Genomic DNA, 15709 nt, shown 5'->3' on the forward strand with positions numbered 1-15709 from the left:
CGGCGTCGTGACCAAGATTACGGAATAGGGAATAACGCGACGGCGGCGCGCGGGCCGTCGGGCGAAAGCCCGGTTGCTCGTAGTGCCGCCTTCGTGTCTCTGAGTCGCGAGTGCGGCGGGGCAGTTGCCAAACCGGTAAACTGTGATAACATCCGCCGTCCTTTTTCGCGGGCAGTAAGTTTACGCGCATAGGCCAGTAGCTCAATTGGCAGAGCAGCGGTCTCCAAAACCGCAGGTTGGGGGTTCGAGTCCCTCCTGGCCTGCCACGTAAACGCGGTAGTTCCCACTTTTCGGTCGAGTCGTCGATGGCAACCCAAGAAAAACGTACGAGCTCCCTGCTCGACACAGCGCTGCTATGGCTTGCCATTGCCGTGCTGCTGGCGAGCATGGTCGGCTACTACTATTTCACGGCGCATACCGATCTGGTGCGCGTGCTCGGCCTGCTGGGCGGCACGGCTGTCGCTATCGCCATCGCATTGCAGACCGCGATCGGCAAGACCGCCTGGGCGTATATCCAGGGGTCACGTACCGAGCTGCGGCGCATGGTCTGGCCTACGCGCCGGGAAACCGTGCAGACCACGCTCATGGTCGTGGTCGTGGTACTCATTCTGGCCGTGTTCATCTGGGCGCTGGATATCGTGCTCGCTTGGGCTGTTCAATTTCTGACCGGCCGCTAGGCGCAAGGCGAATATTATGGCCAAGCATTGGTACGTGGTTCATGCCTTCTCGCAGTATGAGAAGAAAGTGCGCGACTCCCTCAAGGAGTACGCGGCGCGGCATGGCATGGAAGATTATTTCGGCGACATTCTGGTGCCGACCGAAGAGGTCGTCGAGGTCAAGGATGGCCAGCGCCGGACCACGGAGCGCAAGTTCTTCCCTGGCTATGTGCTTGTGCACATGGAAATGAATGACGATACCTGGCACCTGGTCAAGAGCGTGCCGCGGGTGCTGGGGTTCATTGGCGGCACGGCCGATCGTCCGGCGCCGATCACCGACGCCGAGGCGGATCAGATCCTCAACCGCGTCGAAGAGTCGGTCGAGAAGCCGCGTCCGAAGACGGTGTTCGAGCCGGGTCAGGAAGTGCGCGTCATCGATGGGCCGTTCGCCGACTTCAACGGCGTGGTCGAAGAAGTCAATTACGAAAAGAACCGCCTGCGTGTGGCGGTCACGATCTTCGGGCGTTCCACGCCGGTCGATCTCGAATTTGATCAGGTCGAAAAGAGCTGATTCGTTGTCGCGGCGCACGTAGCGCCGTATTCGTTGTCACAGGGAGCCCGGGTCAGGCCCGCGGCGCGTGTACCTGAAGGAGTAGTTCAATGGCCAAGAAGATTGCAGGCTATATCAAGCTGCAGATCCCGGCCGGCAAGGCCAATCCGAGTCCCCCGGTGGGTCCGGCTCTGGGTCAGCACGGCGTTAACATCATGGAATTCTGCAAGGCGTTCAACGCCGAGACGCAGGATATGGAGCCGGGTCTGCCGACGCCGGTTGTCATCACGGTGTTTTCGGATCGCAGTTTTTCGTTCATCAAGAAGACGCCGCCGGCGGCAATTCTGTTGAAGAAGGCAGCCAAGATCACCAGTGGTGCAGCGGATCCGCTGCGCAACAAGGTGGGTACGGTCACCCGTGCCCAGGTTGAAGAGATTGCGCAGACCAAGTGGGCGGACCTCAACGCGGCCGACATGGATGCCGCGGTTCGCATCATTTCAGGCAGTGCCCGCTCGATGGGCATCAAGGTGGAGGGCTAAGCCATGGCGAAGATTTCCAAGCGCAAGGCCGCCATCCGCGACCAGATCGACCCGGTCAAGGTCTATCCGGTGGATGAAGCCCTCGATCTGCTCAAGAAGCTCTCCAGCGCAAAGTTCACCGAGTCGGTCGAAGTGGCCGTTAATCTCGGCGTGAACGCGCGCAAGTCGGACCAGAACGTGCGTGGCTCGACGGTCATGCCCAACGGTACCGGCAAGAGCGTGCGTGTGGCTGTGTTCACCCAGGGTGAGAACGCCGAGAAGGCCAAGGCCGCTGGCGCCGACGTGGTCGGCTTCAACGATCTGGCCGAACAGGTTCAGGCCGGCGAGATCAACTTCGACATGGTCGTGGCGACGCCGGACGCGATGCCGGTGGTCGGTCGTCTGGGTCAGATCCTGGGTCCGAAAGGGCTGATGCCGAACCCGAAAACCGGCACGGTCACCACCGATGTCGAAACCGCGGTCAAGAATGCCAAGGCGGGTCAGGTTCAGTACCGTACCGACAAGGCCGGCATCATCCACTGCGCGATCGGCAAGGTCGATTTTGAAAACGCCGCGCTCAAGGAGAATCTGGCTGCGCTGATCGCTGATCTGCGCAAGGCCAAGCCGGCCAACGCCAAGGGCGTTTATTTCAAGAAGGTGTCGTTGTCGACGACGATGGGTCCCGGCCTGGCCGTGGATGCCGGCAGCTCGACGGCGGCCTAGGTAGAGATTCTGGCGCTACGTCCTCTGTGGTCGTGGCGCCGGTCAGGAAGTTCTTTGTAGCGCAGCCCGCTCTTTGGATGGCTGCGTCGTCAAAGACCGTTAGGCGAGCCGAAGGTGTCGGCTCTTAAAGGCGGCCACGCCAGCCTACGCAGATGACGTGTGTCGTGCGGTGCTTTCGAGTGCCAAGCGGCAGTCGTCGACGGGCACGTCTTCGGGCGTGTCCGGTCAATCATCCGGCGGCATGTGCCGTCGGTTTGCTCAAGGAGTGATGACTATGGCCATGAGTTTTCAAGCCAAGCAGGCCATGGTGGCAGAAGTCAGCGACGTGGCGAATCGCGCGCATTCCGCAGTCATTGCGGAATATCGCGGTCTCACGGCTGGCCAGATGGACGCACTTCGCGTGAACGCCCGTGAGGGTGGTGCGTATCTGAAGGTCGTCAAGAACAGTCTGGCCAAGCTGGCCCTGAAGGGCACCGAATACGAATGCATGAGCGATGCGTTCGTCGGGCCGGTCATTCTGGGGTTCTCCCTGGAAGATCCGGGTTCGGCGGCGCGCGTCGTCAGTGATTTTCGTAAGGATCACGAGGCCCTGAAGGTAACGGCGATCTCGTTCAACGGGCAGCTGCTGCCCGGCGAACAGCTGGATCGTCTGGCCAAGCTGCCGACCCGTGACGAGGCTCTGTCCCAGCTGATGCGTGTCATGAAGGCACCCATCGACAAGCTGGCCCGGACCACGCGCGAGCCGGTTGCGAAGCTTTCCCGCACCGTGGCTGCAGTCCGCGACGAAAAGCAGGCTGCTTGAATCATTTGAATCGGGCCGACCGGCCCCAAACGTATTAGGAGCGAAGAATGGCTGCTACGAAGGAAGAAGTACTCGAAGCGATCTCCCAGATGTCCGTGATGGACGTCGTCGAGCTCGTCGAGATGATGGAAGAGAAGTTCGGCGTATCCGCGGCTGCCCCGGTGGCCATGGCTGCGGCTGGCGGTGGCGGCGGCGAAGCCGCGGCGGCCGAAGAGCAGACCGAGTTCGATGTGGTTCTGGCCAGCTTCGGCGACAACAAGGTTGGCGCCATTAAGGCTGTCCGTGCCATCACCGGCCTGGGCCTCAAGGAAGCCAAGGAAATGGTTGAATCCGCGCCCGCCACCCTGAAGGAAGGCGTTGCCAAGGAAGAAGCCGAAGAAATGAAGACCAAGCTTGAAGAAGCCGGCGCCAAGGTCGAGCTCAAGTAAGGCAGGACGCGTCAAAGGCATTGTTCGAAACGATAATTTGACGCATTAGGGGAACTGGCTGGTAGCGGGAGACGCTGCCGGCCTTTTCCCGTTGCCTCCGACCGAAAGCGCGCGATACCGGCTGCGAAACAACTCACGGTTTTGCAGCAAGTCCAACCAGAGGGTTGAGTGACATGGCCTACTCGTTTACCGAGAAAAAACGTATTCGCAAGGACTTTGCGAAACAGCCTTCAGTGCTGGAAATGCCGTTCCTGCTGGCCACCCAGCTGGATTCGTACCGGCAGTTTCTGCAAAAGGACCTCGATCCCGAAAAGCGCGCCGGTGTGGGGCTGCATGCCGCGTTCTCATCGGTGTTTCCGATGTCCAGTCATTCGGGCAGTGCTGCGCTCGAATATGTCAGCTACCGGCTCGGCCAGCCCGTGTTCGACGAGAAGGAATGTCGCGTACGCGGCATGATCTACTCGGCGCCGCTGCGCGTGACCGTGCGTCTTATCATCTACGATAAGGACAGCAAGGCCACCCCGAAGCCGGTCAAGGACATCAAGGAGCAGGAAGTCTACATGGGCGAACTGCCGCTCATGACCGATACCGGCACCTTCATCATCAACGGTACGGAGCGGGTGATCGTCAACCAGCTTCACCGTAGTCCCGGTGTGTTCTTCGACCACGATCGTGGCAAGACGCATTCCTCGGGCAAGTACCTGTATTCCGCGCGCGTAATTCCGTACCGCGGCTCGTGGCTCGATTTCGAGTTCGATCCGAAGGACAACGTCTACGTGCGCATCGACCGCCGCCGCAAGCTGCCGGCGACGGTGCTCCTGCGCGCGCTCGGTTACGACACCGAGCAGATGCTGGAGATCTTCCACGAAACCAACATGTTCCACCTGTCCGACAAGGGCGTGGAAATGGAGCTGGTGCCGGAACGTCTGCGCGGCGAAACCGCGACGTTCGATATCAAGGCCGGCTCCGACGTGATCGTCGAGGAAGGCCGCCGTATCACGGTGCGCCATATCCGCAAGCTCGAAGAAGCAGGCGTGGATCGGCTCGAAGTGCCGGAAAGCTATCTCGTGGGCAAGGTGCTCGCGCGCGGCATTATCGATACCGACACCGGCGAAGAGCTGGCCCCGGCCAACACCGAGCTCACCGAAGAGCTGGTGGATGCGCTGCGCATGGCGGGTATCCAGGACGTGCCGACGCTGTACGTCAACGATCTGGATCATGGCCCGTACATGTCCAACACGCTGATGGTCGATCCGAGCACCACGCAGCTGGAAGCGCTGGTCGAGATCTATCGCATGATGCGTCCCGGCGAGCCGCCGACCAAGGATGCCGCAGAAAACCTGTTCGGCAATCTGTTCTTCAACGAAGACCGCTACGACCTGTCGGCGGTCGGTCGCATGAAGTTCAACCGTCGTCTCGGCCGCGAAGAGGCCACCGGCGAGTCCGTGCTGTCCAACGAGGACATCATCGACGTGCTCAAGGAGCTGGTGTCGATTCGTAACGGTATCGGCCAGACCGACGATATTGACCACTTGGGCAACCGTCGCGTGCGCTCGGTGGGCGAGATGGCGGAAAACGCGTTCCGTACCGGCCTGGTGCGCGTCGAGCGTGCCGTGCGCGAGCGGCTGTCGATCGCCGAATCCGAAGGCTTGATGCCCCAGGATCTGATCAACGCCAAGCCGGTTGCGGCCGCGGTCAAGGAATTCTTCGGCTCCTCTCAGCTGTCGCAGTTCATGGACCAGAACAACCCGCTGTCCGAGGTCACGCATAAACGCCGCGTGTCCGCGCTCGGGCCGGGTGGTCTGACCCGTGAGCGCGCCGGCTTCGAAGTGCGCGACGTGCATCCGACCCATTACGGTCGTATCTGCCCGATCGAGACCCCGGAAGGCCCGAACATCGGTCTGATCAACTCGCTGTCGGTGTATTCGCGCACCAACGAATACGGCTTTCTGGAAACGCCGTATCGCAAGGTCGAGAACGGCCGTGCGACCGAAGAGGTCGAGTATCTGTCGGCGATCGAGGAAGGCCGCTACGTCATCGCCCAGGCCAACGCCCGCGTCGACGACAACGGCGACCTGGTCGACGAGCTGGTGTCCTGTCGTCACCTGAACGAGTTCACCATGGCCTCGCCGGACCGCGTCCAGTTCATGGACGTGTCGCCGAAGCAGATCATGTCCGTGGCTGCATCGCTCGTGCCCTTCCTGGAGCACGACGACGCCAACCGCGCGCTCATGGGCTCGAACATGCAGCGTCAGGCCGTGCCCTGTCTGCGTGCCGACAAGCCGCTGGTGGGTACCGGTATCGAACGCAAGGTGGCCATCGACTCCGGCAACGCCGTGACCGCACGCCGTGGCGGCGTGGTGGAAAAAGTCGACGCCTCGCGTGTCGTGGTCCGTGTGTACGACGAGGAGACCTCGGCCGAGGAAGCCGGCGTCGACATCTACAACATGGTCAAGTACACGCGCTCGAACCAGAACACCTGCCTCAACCAGAAGCCGCTGGTGGCACCGGGCGATCGCATCGAGCGCGGCGACGTGCTCGCCGACGGCCCCTCCACCGACATGGGCGAACTGGCCCTGGGCCAGAACCTGCTGGTGGCCTTCATGCCCTGGCACGGGTACAACTTCGAGGATTCCATCCTCATCTCCGAGCGCGTGGTCGAGGAAGACCGCTTTACCTCGGTGCATATCGAAGAGCTGACCTGTGTCGCGCGTGAAACCAAGCTCGGGCCGGAAGAAATCACCTCGGATATCCCGAACGTGAACGAATCCGCGCTGCAGAAGCTGGACGAGTCCGGTATTGCCTATATCGGCGCCGAAGTGAAGGCCGGCGATATCCTGGTGGGCAAGGTCACGCCGAAGGGCGAAACCCAGCTCACCCCGGAAGAAAAGCTCCTGCGGGCCATCTTTGGCGAGAAGGCATCCGATGTGAAGGATTCTTCGCAGCGGGTGCCGCCGGGCATGGACGGCACCGTCATCGACGTGCGCGTGTTCACCCGCGACGGCGTCGAGAAGGATGCCCGTGCCCTGTCGATCGAGGAAGACGAGCTGGCCGAGGTGCGCAAGGACCTCAACGACCAGCAGCGTATCTTCGAGGACGACCTGTTCGATCGCCTGCGCAGCATGCTGCTGGGCAAGGTCGCCGACGGCGGCCCGAACAAGCTCAAGGCCGATGCCAAGATCACCGCCGACTATCTCGACGGCCTCGATCGCGGCAAGTGGTTCGATATCCGTCTGCAGGACGAAAGTGCGCAGTCGCAGCTCGAATCCATCGCCCAGCGCCTGAAGGATCAGAAAGCCGACTTCGAGCGTCGTTTCACGTCGAAGAAGGAAAAGATCACTCAGGGCGACGAGCTCGCCCCGGGCGTGCTCAAGATGGTCAAGGTGTACCTGGCCGTTAAGCGTCGCGTACAGCCGGGCGACAAGATGGCCGGCCGTCACGGCAACAAGGGCGTGATCTCGCAGATCGTGCCGGTCGAGGACATGCCGTATCTGGAAGACGGTACTCCGGCGGATATCGTGCTCAACCCGCTGGGCGTGCCCTCGCGCATGAACATCGGTCAGGTGCTGGAAACGCATCTGGGCTGGGCAGCACGCGGCATCGGTCTGCGCGTGGGCGAAATGCTCGAGCAGCAGAAGGCGGTAGGCGAGATTCGGGAATTCCTGAAGAAGGCCTACTACACCGAAGGCGGCACCCAGGAAGACATCGACAGTCTCAACGATGAAGAGATGATGACGATGGCCGGCAACCTCGTGGGCGGTATGCCCACGGCCACGCCGGTGTTCGACGGTGCCGACGAAGACGAGATCCGGCGTCTGCTCAAGCTGGCCGGGCTGCCGGAAAGCGGGCAGGCCACGCTCATCGACGGCCGTACCGGCGATACGTTCTCGCGCCCGGTGACCGTGGGCTATATGTACATGCTCAAGCTCAACCATCTGGTCGACGACAAGATGCATGCGCGTTCCACCGGCCCGTACTCGCTGGTCACCCAGCAGCCGCTGGGCGGCAAGGCGCAGTTCGGTGGTCAGCGCTTCGGCGAGATGGAGGTCTGGGCACTGCAGGCCTACGGCGCAGCCTATACGCTGCAGGAAATGCTCACGGTGAAATCCGACGACGTGACGGGTCGTACCCGCATGTACAAGAACATCGTCGACGGCGATCACCAGATGCATGCCGGCATGCCCGAATCGTTCAACGTGTTGACCAAGGAAATCCGTTCGCTGGGTCTCAACATCGAACTCGAGGAAGATGATTAGTGAGGTACGCGGTGGCGGCCGGCTCGACCGGCCGCCAGCGGCGGACTAACCCACCGCCGCGCGTTGTGTCCACGCCCCTCACGATCTGGAGTACCCCATGAAAGATCTGCTGAATCTGTTCAAGAGCGCCGACGACGTCGAAGAATTCGACGCCATCAAGATCGGCCTCGCGTCGCCGGAAACGATCCGTTCGTGGTCGTTCGGCGAAGTGAAAAAGCCGGAAACCATCAACTACCGCACGTTCAAGCCGGAACGTGACGGGCTGTTCTGTGCGCGTATCTTTGGCCCGGTCAAGGACTACGAATGCCTGTGCGGCAAATACAAGCGCATGAAGCACCGCGGTGTGATCTGCGAAAAATGCGGCGTCGAGGTCACCCAGACCAAGGTCCGTCGTGAGCGCATGGGTCATATCGACCTGGCCTCGCCGGTTGCCCATATCTGGTTCCTCAAGAGCCTGCCGTCCCGTATCGGCCTGCTGCTCGACATGCCGCTGCGCGCGATCGAGCGCGTGCTGTATTTCGAAGCCTATGTGGTCACCGATCCGGGCATGACGCCGCTCGAGCCGTACTCCCTGCTCACCGAAGAGGAATACCTCGACACGGTCGAGCAGTACGGCGACGAGTTCGCGGCCAAGATGGGCGCCGAAGCCGTACTCGATATCCTGCGCAACATGGATATGGCGGCCGAAGCCCAGCGCATGCGCGAAGAGCTCAATGCCACCGGCTCGGCCACCAAGATCAAGCGTCTCGGCAAGCGCCTGAAGCTGCTGGAGTATTTCCAGCAGTCGGGCAACAAGGCCGAGTGGATGATCATGCGCGTGCTGCCGGTGCTGCCGCCGGATCTGCGCCCGCTGGTGCCGCTGGACGGCGGCCGCTTCGCGACCTCGGATCTCAACGATCTGTATCGCCGCGTGATCAACCGCAACAACCGCCTGCGTCGCCTGCTCGAACTCAACGCCCCGGACATCATCGTGCGCAACGAAAAGCGCATGCTGCAGGAATCCGTGGATGCGCTGATCGACAACGGCCGTCGCGGTCGCGCGATTACCGGCTCCAACCGTCGCCCGCTCAAGTCGCTCGCCGACATGATCAAGGGCAAGCAGGGCCGGTTCCGTCAGAACCTGCTCGGCAAGCGCGTCGACTACTCGGGCCGTTCGGTCATCGTGGTCGGCCCGACGCTCAAGCTGCATCAGTGCGGCCTGCCCAAGAAGATGGCGCTGGAGCTGTTCAAGCCGTTCATCTATTCGCGCCTGCAGCGTCTGGAGCTGGCCTCCACGATCAAGGCCGCCAAGAAGATGGTCGAGCGTGAAGAGCCGGAAGTCTGGGATATGCTCGAGGAGGTCATCCGCGAGCACCCGGTCATGCTCAACCGTGCGCCGACCCTGCATCGTCTCGGTATCCAGGCGTTCGAGCCGGTACTCATCGAAGGCAAGGCCATCCAGCTGCATCCGCTGGTCTGCACCGCCTTCAACGCCGACTTCGACGGCGACCAGATGGCCGTACACGTGCCGCTGTCCATCGAGGCACAGCTGGAAGCGCGTGTGCTGATGATGGCGTCGAACAACATCCTGTCGCCGGCAAGTGGCGCGCCGATCATCGTGCCCACGCAGGACGTCGTGCTCGGTCTGTACTGGATGACGCGCTCGCGCGTGAACCAGCTTGGCGAAGGCATGACGTTCGCGGACGTGTCCGAGGTCTATCGTGCCTATGACGCCCAGCAGGTCGACCTGCAGGCGCATATCAAGGTGCGCATCAACGACGTTGACGTGGACGAGGACAACAACCAGACGCCGGTAACCCGGATCGTGGAAACCACGGTCGGCCGTGCGCTGCTGTCCGAAATCCTGCCCAAGGGTCTGCCGTTCAAGCTCATCAACCGCGAGCTGGACAAGAAGGCCGTGGGCGACGTCATCAACTCCAGCTACCGCGATGTCGGTCTCAAGGACACCGTCGTGTTTGCTGACCAGTTGATGTACACGGGCTTCCGCATGTCCACCAAGGCGGGCATCTCGATCGCCGTCGGCGACATGGTCATCCCGGAAGAAAAGACCACCGTGCTGGCGCGTGCCGAGGACGAGGTCAAGGAGATCGAGGAGCAATACACCTCCGGTCTCGTGACCCAGGGCGAGCGCTACAACAAGGTCATCGATATCTGGTCGCGCGCCAACGAGCAGATCGCCGGCGCCATGATGGACAAGCTCGGTCTCGACGAAGTGGTCGACTCCGAGGGCAACGCCATCGACCAGACGTCGTTCAATTCGATCTTCATGATGGCCGATTCGGGTGCCCGTGGTAGCGCGGCCCAGATTCGTCAGCTGGCCGGCATGCGTGGCCTGATGGCCAAGCCGGACGGTTCGATCATTGAAACGCCGATTACCGCGAACTTCCGTGAGGGTCTGAACGTACTTCAGTACTTCATCTCCACGCATGGTGCGCGTAAGGGTCTGGCTGATACCGCGCTCAAGACCGCGAACTCGGGTTATCTGACCCGGCGTCTCGTGGACGTCTCCCAGGACGTGGTCATCACCGATCACGACTGCGGCACCGATGGCGGCATCATGATGTATCCCATCGTCGAAGGCGGCGATGTGGTCGAGCCTCTGCGCGAACGCGTACTCGGTCGTGTGCTGGCCTCCGACGTGGTCGATCCGGCCACCAACCACACGCTGCTCGATGCCGGTCAGCTGCTCTCCGAAAAGGAAGTGGATCTGCTCGAGGTCAACTCGATCGACGAGGTCCACGTCCGCAGTCCGATTACCTGCGAAGCACCGTTCGGCGTCTGTGCCCAGTGCTACGGCCGCGACCTGGCCCGTGGTGAGCGGGTGTCGATCGGCGAATCGGTCGGCGTGATCGCCGCACAGTCGATCGGCGAGCCGGGTACCCAGCTGACCATGCGCACCTTCCACGTGGGCGGCGCCGCCTCGCGTGCGGTCTCGGCCGACGGTGTGGAAATCAAGTCCGCGGGTACCGTCAAGCTGCACAACATCAAGACGGTCGAGCACGCCGAGGGCGGGCATCTCGTGGCCGTATCCCGCTCCGGCGAGATCGGCGTCATGGACGAGAACTACCGCGAAAAGGAACGCTACAAGATTCCTTACGGCGCGCGCCTGCACGTCGCCGAGGGCGACTCGGTGGAAGCCGGGGCGCGTCTGGCCGACTGGGACCCGCATACCCATCCGATCATCTCGGAAGTCGCCGGCAAGGTGAAGTTCGAGGAGTTCATCGAGGGTGTCACCGTTCAGCGCGAAATCGACGAGATCACCGGCGTATCGACGCTGGTGGTCACCGAGCCGAAATCGCGCGGCCAGGGCAACCGCGATCTGCGTCCGGTGATCAAGCTGCTGGACAACGACGGCAACGAGCTCAACTTCCCGGGTACCGAAATCCCGGCCGCCTACAGCCTGCCGCCGAAGGCCATCGTGGTGGTCGAGGACGGCCAGAGCGTGGTTGTGGGCGACGTGACCGCACGTATCCCGCAGGAATCGTCCAAGACGCGTGATATCACCGGTGGTCTGCCGCGTGTCGCCGATCTGTTCGAGGCACGCAAGCCCAAGGTGCCGGCGATTCTCGCCGAGGCCGCGGGCACCATTCGCTTCGGCGAGGCGACCAAGGGCAAGCAGCGGCTCAAGATCGTGGACTCGGAAGGCTACGAAAACGAGATCCTCATTCCGAAGTGGCGCCAGATCAACGTGTTCGAAGGCGAGCACGTCGAGAAGGGCGAAATCATCTCGGACGGCGAGCCGATGCCGCACGACGTGCTGCGCCTGCAGGGCATTCCCAAGCTGGCGGACTACCTGGTCAAGGAAATCCAGGACGTCTACCGTCTGCAGGGCGTGCGCATCAACGACAAGCACATCGAAGTGATCGTGCGGCAGATGCTGCGCCGGGTGGAAATCGTCGATGCAGGCGATACCTCCTTCCTGCAGGGCGAGCAGGCGGAATACCAGGCGGTACTCAACGAAAACCGTCGGGTCGAGGCCAAGGGCGAGCAGCCGGCGACCTTCGACCGGTTGCTGTTGGGTATCACCAAGGCCAGTCTGTCGACCGAGTCGTTCATCTCTGCGGCGTCCTTCCAGGAGACCACCCGTGTGCTCACCGAGGCGGCCGTACGCGGTGCCCGTGACGACCTGCGCGGTCTCAAGGAGAACGTCATCGTGGGTCGCCTGATCCCGGCCGGTACCGGCCTGGCTTACCACGAACAGCGGCGTCGTGAGCGTCTCGGCCCGCTGGACCTGGAAGGCGCGCTGCCGCGCGACGAACAGATTCCGGGCGCCAGCGAAGAAGCCGAGGCTCAAGAATCCACGAACGAAGACTCCGCCTGAGGCGATATGGCGCGCCGTGCTTGACAGCGCGGCGCGCCACTATTAGTATCCGCCGTCCTTTAACGGCAGCACGACGTCGGGTCGCGCTGCCTTAATATTTTTCATCGATCGAGTAGGGTGACGACGTGTCTACGGTCAACCAACTGGTCCGCAAGGGCCGCAAAGACAAGCGCCAAAAGAACGACGTACCCGCGCTGCAGGGCTGTCCGCAGCGCCGTGGTGTGTGCACGCGTGTCTATACCACCACGCCGAAGAAGCCGAACTCCGCGCTGCGTAAAGTAGCCCGTGTTCGTCTGACCAACGGTTTTGAAGTCGCCAGCTATATCGGCGGTGAAGGTCATAACCTGCAGGAACACTCGGTCGTGCTCATTCGTGGCGGTCGTGTAAAGGATTTGCCCGGTGTGCGTTATCACACCGTGCGCGGTGCGCTGGATGCCTCGGGCGTCGAAGCGCGTCGCCAGGGCCGTTCCAAGTACGGCGCCAAGAAGCCGAAGTCCTAGTTCGAACGTACTAGTTCCCAGAATACCTAAAGGTTCACTATGTCCCGTCGTGCATCCGCGCCGCGTCGCGAAATCCTGCCCGATCCTCGCTACCACAGCGAGCTTCTTGCCAAGTTCATGAACATGATCATGGAAGACGGCAAGAAGTCGAAGGCCGAGGCCATCGTTTACGGTGCGCTGACCCAGATCGGCACCAAGAAGGGTACCGATGAGCCGCTGGAGATCCTCGAAGAAGCGCTGGACAATATTCGTCCCGCCGTCGAGGTGAAGTCGCGTCGTGTCGGTGGTGCGACCTACCAGGTGCCGGTCGAGGTGCGCGCAGTGCGTCGCACCACGCTTGCCATGCGCTGGGTGATCGACGCGGCGCGCAAGCGCGGCGAGCACTCGATGGCGCAGCGTCTGGCCGGCGAGCTGCTGGATGCGTCCGAGCATCGCGGCGCTGCGGTCAAGAAGCGTGAAGACACGCATCGCATGGCTGACGCCAACAAAGCCTTCTCGCATTTCCGCTGGTAAGACGCGCGACCCTCGCGCGCTCCATTTCGCAAGAATCAAGAGACTTTCATGGCCCGTAAGCATCCTCTAGAGCGCTATCGCAACATCGGCATCATGGCGCATATCGATGCCGGCAAGACCACGACGACCGAGCGCGTGCTCTATTACACCGGTATCTCCCACAAGATGGGCGAAGTGCATGACGGCGCGGCCGTGATGGACTGGATGGCGCAGGAGCAGGAGCGCGGCATCACGATCACGTCGGCTGCCACCACCTGTTTCTGGCAGGGCATGGAGCAGCAGTACCCGGAACAGTACCGCATTAACATCATCGACACCCCGGGCCACGTGGACTTCACGATTGAAGTCGAGCGTTCGCTGCGTGTGCTTGACGGTGCGGTGTGCGTACTCGACGCCAATGCCGGCGTCGAGCCGCAGACGGAAACGGTCTGGCGCCAGGCCAACAAGTACCACGTGCCGCGACTGGTGTTCGTCAACAAGATGGACAAGCTGGGCGCCGACTACTATCGCTGCGTTCAGATGATGCGCGATCGTCTCGCGACCCATCCGGTTTCCATTCAGCTGCCGATCGGTGCCGAAGACGATTTCGAAGGCGTGGTCGACCTCCTGCGCATGCAGGCCATCTACTGGAATCAGGAAGATGCCGGCCGTACCTTCGAGGCGCGCGACATCCCCGATCATCTCAAGGCCGATGCGGACAAGTATCGTGAAGAGATGGTCGAGGCGGCCGCCGAAGCCAACGAAGAGCTGATGGACAAGTACCTGGAGAACGGCGAGCTGTCCAACGAGGACATCAAGGCCGGCCTGCGTGCTCGCACCATCAATAACGAGATCTGCCTGTGCCTGTGTGGCACCGCCTTCAAGAACAAGGGCGTGCAGGCGATGCTCGACGCGGTGGTGGACTATCTGCCGGCGCCGACCGAAGTGCCGCCGATCAAGGGTCAGGACGCCAACGATCCGGAAACCAAGATCGAACGCCGTGCCAGCGACGAAGAGCCGTTCTCGGCGCTCGTGTTCAAGATCGCGACCGATCCGTTCGTAGGTTCGCTTGCCTTCATTCGCGTCTACTCCGGCGTGCTGGCTTCGGGCGACGCGGTCTACAACTCGATCGAGAACAAGAAAGAGCGCGTGGGTCGTATCCTGCAGATGCACTCCAACACGCGTGAAGAAATCAAGGAAGTGCGCGCCGGCGACATCGCTGCCGTGGTCGGCCTCAAGAACGTGACCACCGGCTATACGCTGTGTGCCCCGGACTCCCAGGTCATCCTCGAGCGCATGGAGTTTCCGGACCCGGTTATCGCCGTGGCGGTGGAGCCGAAGTCGCGTGCCGATCAGGAGAAGATGGGTGTCGCCCTGTCGAAGCTGGCTCAGGAGGATCCGTCCTTCCAGGTGCGCACCGACGAGGAAACCGCGCAGACCATCATTTCCGGCATGGGCGAGCTGCACCTCGAAATCATCGTCGACCGCATGAAGCGCGAGTTCGGTGTCGAGGCCAACGTGGGTGCGCCGCAGGTTGCTTACCGCGAGACGATCCGCAAGGAAGTCGAACAGGAAGGCAAGTTCGTTCGCCAGTCGGGCGGCCGCGGCCAGTACGGCCACGTCTATCTGCGCCTTGAGCCGCAGGAAGAAGCCGGTGCCGGCTACGAGTTCATCAATGCCATTACCGGTGGCGTGGTACCCAAGGAATACATCAACTCCGTGGACAAGGGTGTCCAGGAAGCGATGACCAATGGTGTGGTCGCCGGTTATCCGATGGTCGACCTCAAGGTCACGCTGTATGACGGCTCCTATCATGACGTTGACTCGAGTGAGTCGGCGTTTAAAATAGCCGGCTCGATGGCGTTCAAGGACGGTGCGCGCAAGGCATCCCCGGTTCTGCTTGAGCCGATGATGGACGTCGAAGTCGTGACCCCGGAAGAATACATGGGTGACGTGATGGGCGATCTGAATCGCCGTCGCGGTACCGTCAAGGGCATGGATGACATCCCCACCGGCAAGCAGCTGTCCGCGGAAGTGCCGCTGTCGGAGATGTTCGGGTACTCGACCGATCTGCGCTCGATGAGCCAGGGTCGTGCCACCTACACCATGCAGTTCGAGAAATATTCGGAAGCGCCTTCGCACGTGATCGAAGGTCTTACCCGCAACCAGTCGCAAAAGGCATAAGAGGTAGTCGCCGTGTCCAAATCAAAATTCGAGCGTAACAAGCCGCACGTAAACGTCGGCACGATTGGTCACGTGGACCATGGCAAGACCACGTTGACGGCGGCGCTGACGGTGGTGTCGAACCGTTTGTTCGGCTCCGAGCTATCGGCGTTTGACATGATCGACAAGGCGCCGGAAGAGAAGGCGCGTGGCATCACGATCTCGACCTCGCACGTCGAATACGAATCGGAAGCGCGTCACTACGCGCATGTGGACTGCCCGGGTCACGCCGACTACGTC

12 protein-coding genes and 1 tRNA gene are annotated in these 15709 nt (G+C 61.8%); all 13 read left to right on the top strand.

The annotated features are described in order from the left end of the window. Window positions 1-190 precede the first annotated feature (190 nt). Window positions 191-266 (top strand) — tRNA-Trp (locus tag C84B14_RS17640). 39 nt (window positions 267-305) lie between these two features. Then, on the top strand, window positions 306-677 hold the full coding sequence (gene secE / locus C84B14_RS17645) for a preprotein translocase subunit SecE (RefSeq protein ID WP_348767479.1): 372 nt from the start codon (window positions 306-308) through the stop codon (window positions 675-677). A 16-nt stretch (window positions 678-693) separates the two neighbouring features. After that, on the top strand, window positions 694-1227 hold the full coding sequence (gene nusG / locus C84B14_RS17650) for a transcription termination/antitermination protein NusG (protein ID WP_293624666.1): 534 nt from the start codon (window positions 694-696) through the stop codon (window positions 1225-1227). 89 nt (window positions 1228-1316) lie between these two features. Further along, window positions 1317-1745, top strand: a complete 429-nt coding sequence (gene rplK, locus C84B14_RS17655; protein WP_348767478.1) for a 50S ribosomal protein L11 — start codon at window positions 1317-1319, stop codon at window positions 1743-1745. Window positions 1746-1748: 3 nt separating this feature from the next. After that, on the top strand, window positions 1749-2447 hold the full coding sequence (rplA, locus tag C84B14_RS17660) for a 50S ribosomal protein L1 (protein ID WP_293624670.1): 699 nt from the start codon (window positions 1749-1751) through the stop codon (window positions 2445-2447). Window positions 2448-2727: 280 nt separating this feature from the next. Then, complete coding sequence (gene rplJ / locus C84B14_RS17665) at window positions 2728-3249, top strand: 50S ribosomal protein L10 (RefSeq protein ID WP_348767480.1); 522 nt, start codon at window positions 2728-2730, stop codon at window positions 3247-3249. A 47-nt stretch (window positions 3250-3296) separates the two neighbouring features. Then, window positions 3297-3677 carry a 50S ribosomal protein L7/L12 gene (rplL, locus tag C84B14_RS17670; protein ID WP_293624674.1) on the top strand — a complete coding sequence of 127 codons (381 nt, stop codon included), beginning with the start codon at window positions 3297-3299 and terminating at the stop codon, window positions 3675-3677. A 173-nt stretch (window positions 3678-3850) separates the two neighbouring features. Beyond that, window positions 3851-7933 carry a DNA-directed RNA polymerase subunit beta gene (gene rpoB, locus C84B14_RS17675; protein ID WP_348767477.1) on the top strand — a complete coding sequence of 1361 codons (4083 nt, stop codon included), beginning with the start codon at window positions 3851-3853 and terminating at the stop codon, window positions 7931-7933. 97 nt (window positions 7934-8030) lie between these two features. After that, entirely contained in the window at window positions 8031-12254 is a 4224-nt protein-coding gene (gene rpoC / locus C84B14_RS17680) for a DNA-directed RNA polymerase subunit beta' (protein WP_502949920.1), read from the top strand. Between the two features lie 125 nt (window positions 12255-12379). Beyond that, window positions 12380-12754 (top strand): 30S ribosomal protein S12, encoded by a 375-nt coding sequence (gene rpsL, locus C84B14_RS17685; RefSeq protein ID WP_006913624.1) that lies wholly within the window; start codon window positions 12380-12382, stop codon window positions 12752-12754. A 39-nt stretch (window positions 12755-12793) separates the two neighbouring features. Further along, window positions 12794-13267, top strand: a complete 474-nt coding sequence (gene rpsG, locus C84B14_RS17690) for a 30S ribosomal protein S7 (RefSeq protein WP_006913625.1) — start codon at window positions 12794-12796, stop codon at window positions 13265-13267. A 48-nt stretch (window positions 13268-13315) separates the two neighbouring features. After that, window positions 13316-15430, top strand: a complete 2115-nt coding sequence (fusA, locus tag C84B14_RS17695; RefSeq protein ID WP_353226039.1) for an elongation factor G — start codon at window positions 13316-13318, stop codon at window positions 15428-15430. Window positions 15431-15442: 12 nt separating this feature from the next. Further along, the coding region (locus C84B14_RS17700) for a GTP-binding protein (protein WP_353226040.1) at window positions 15443-15709 on the top strand (267 nt) is incomplete at its 3' end.

It is taken from the genome of Salinisphaera sp. C84B14 (genome assembly GCF_040361435.1).
Classification (GTDB): Bacteria; Pseudomonadota; Gammaproteobacteria; order Nevskiales; family Salinisphaeraceae; genus Salinisphaera.

Coding starts and splice junctions, on each gene's coding strand:
- rplA (WP_293624670.1), top strand. CDS start 1,749: ATGGCGAAGATTTCCAAGCGCAAGGCCGCCATCCGCGACCAGATCGAC.
- secE (WP_348767479.1), top strand. CDS start 306: ATGGCAACCCAAGAAAAACGTACGAGCTCCCTGCTCGACACAGCGCTG.
- rplJ (WP_348767480.1), top strand. CDS start 2,728: ATGAGTTTTCAAGCCAAGCAGGCCATGGTGGCAGAAGTCAGCGACGTG.
- nusG (WP_293624666.1), top strand. CDS start 694: ATGGCCAAGCATTGGTACGTGGTTCATGCCTTCTCGCAGTATGAGAAG.
- fusA (WP_353226039.1), top strand. CDS start 13,316: ATGGCCCGTAAGCATCCTCTAGAGCGCTATCGCAACATCGGCATCATG.
- rpsG (WP_006913625.1), top strand. CDS start 12,794: ATGTCCCGTCGTGCATCCGCGCCGCGTCGCGAAATCCTGCCCGATCCT.
- rpoC (WP_502949920.1), top strand. CDS start 8,031: ATGAAAGATCTGCTGAATCTGTTCAAGAGCGCCGACGACGTCGAAGAA.
- rplL (WP_293624674.1), top strand. CDS start 3,297: ATGGCTGCTACGAAGGAAGAAGTACTCGAAGCGATCTCCCAGATGTCC.
- rpoB (WP_348767477.1), top strand. CDS start 3,851: ATGGCCTACTCGTTTACCGAGAAAAAACGTATTCGCAAGGACTTTGCG.
- rplK (WP_348767478.1), top strand. CDS start 1,317: ATGGCCAAGAAGATTGCAGGCTATATCAAGCTGCAGATCCCGGCCGGC.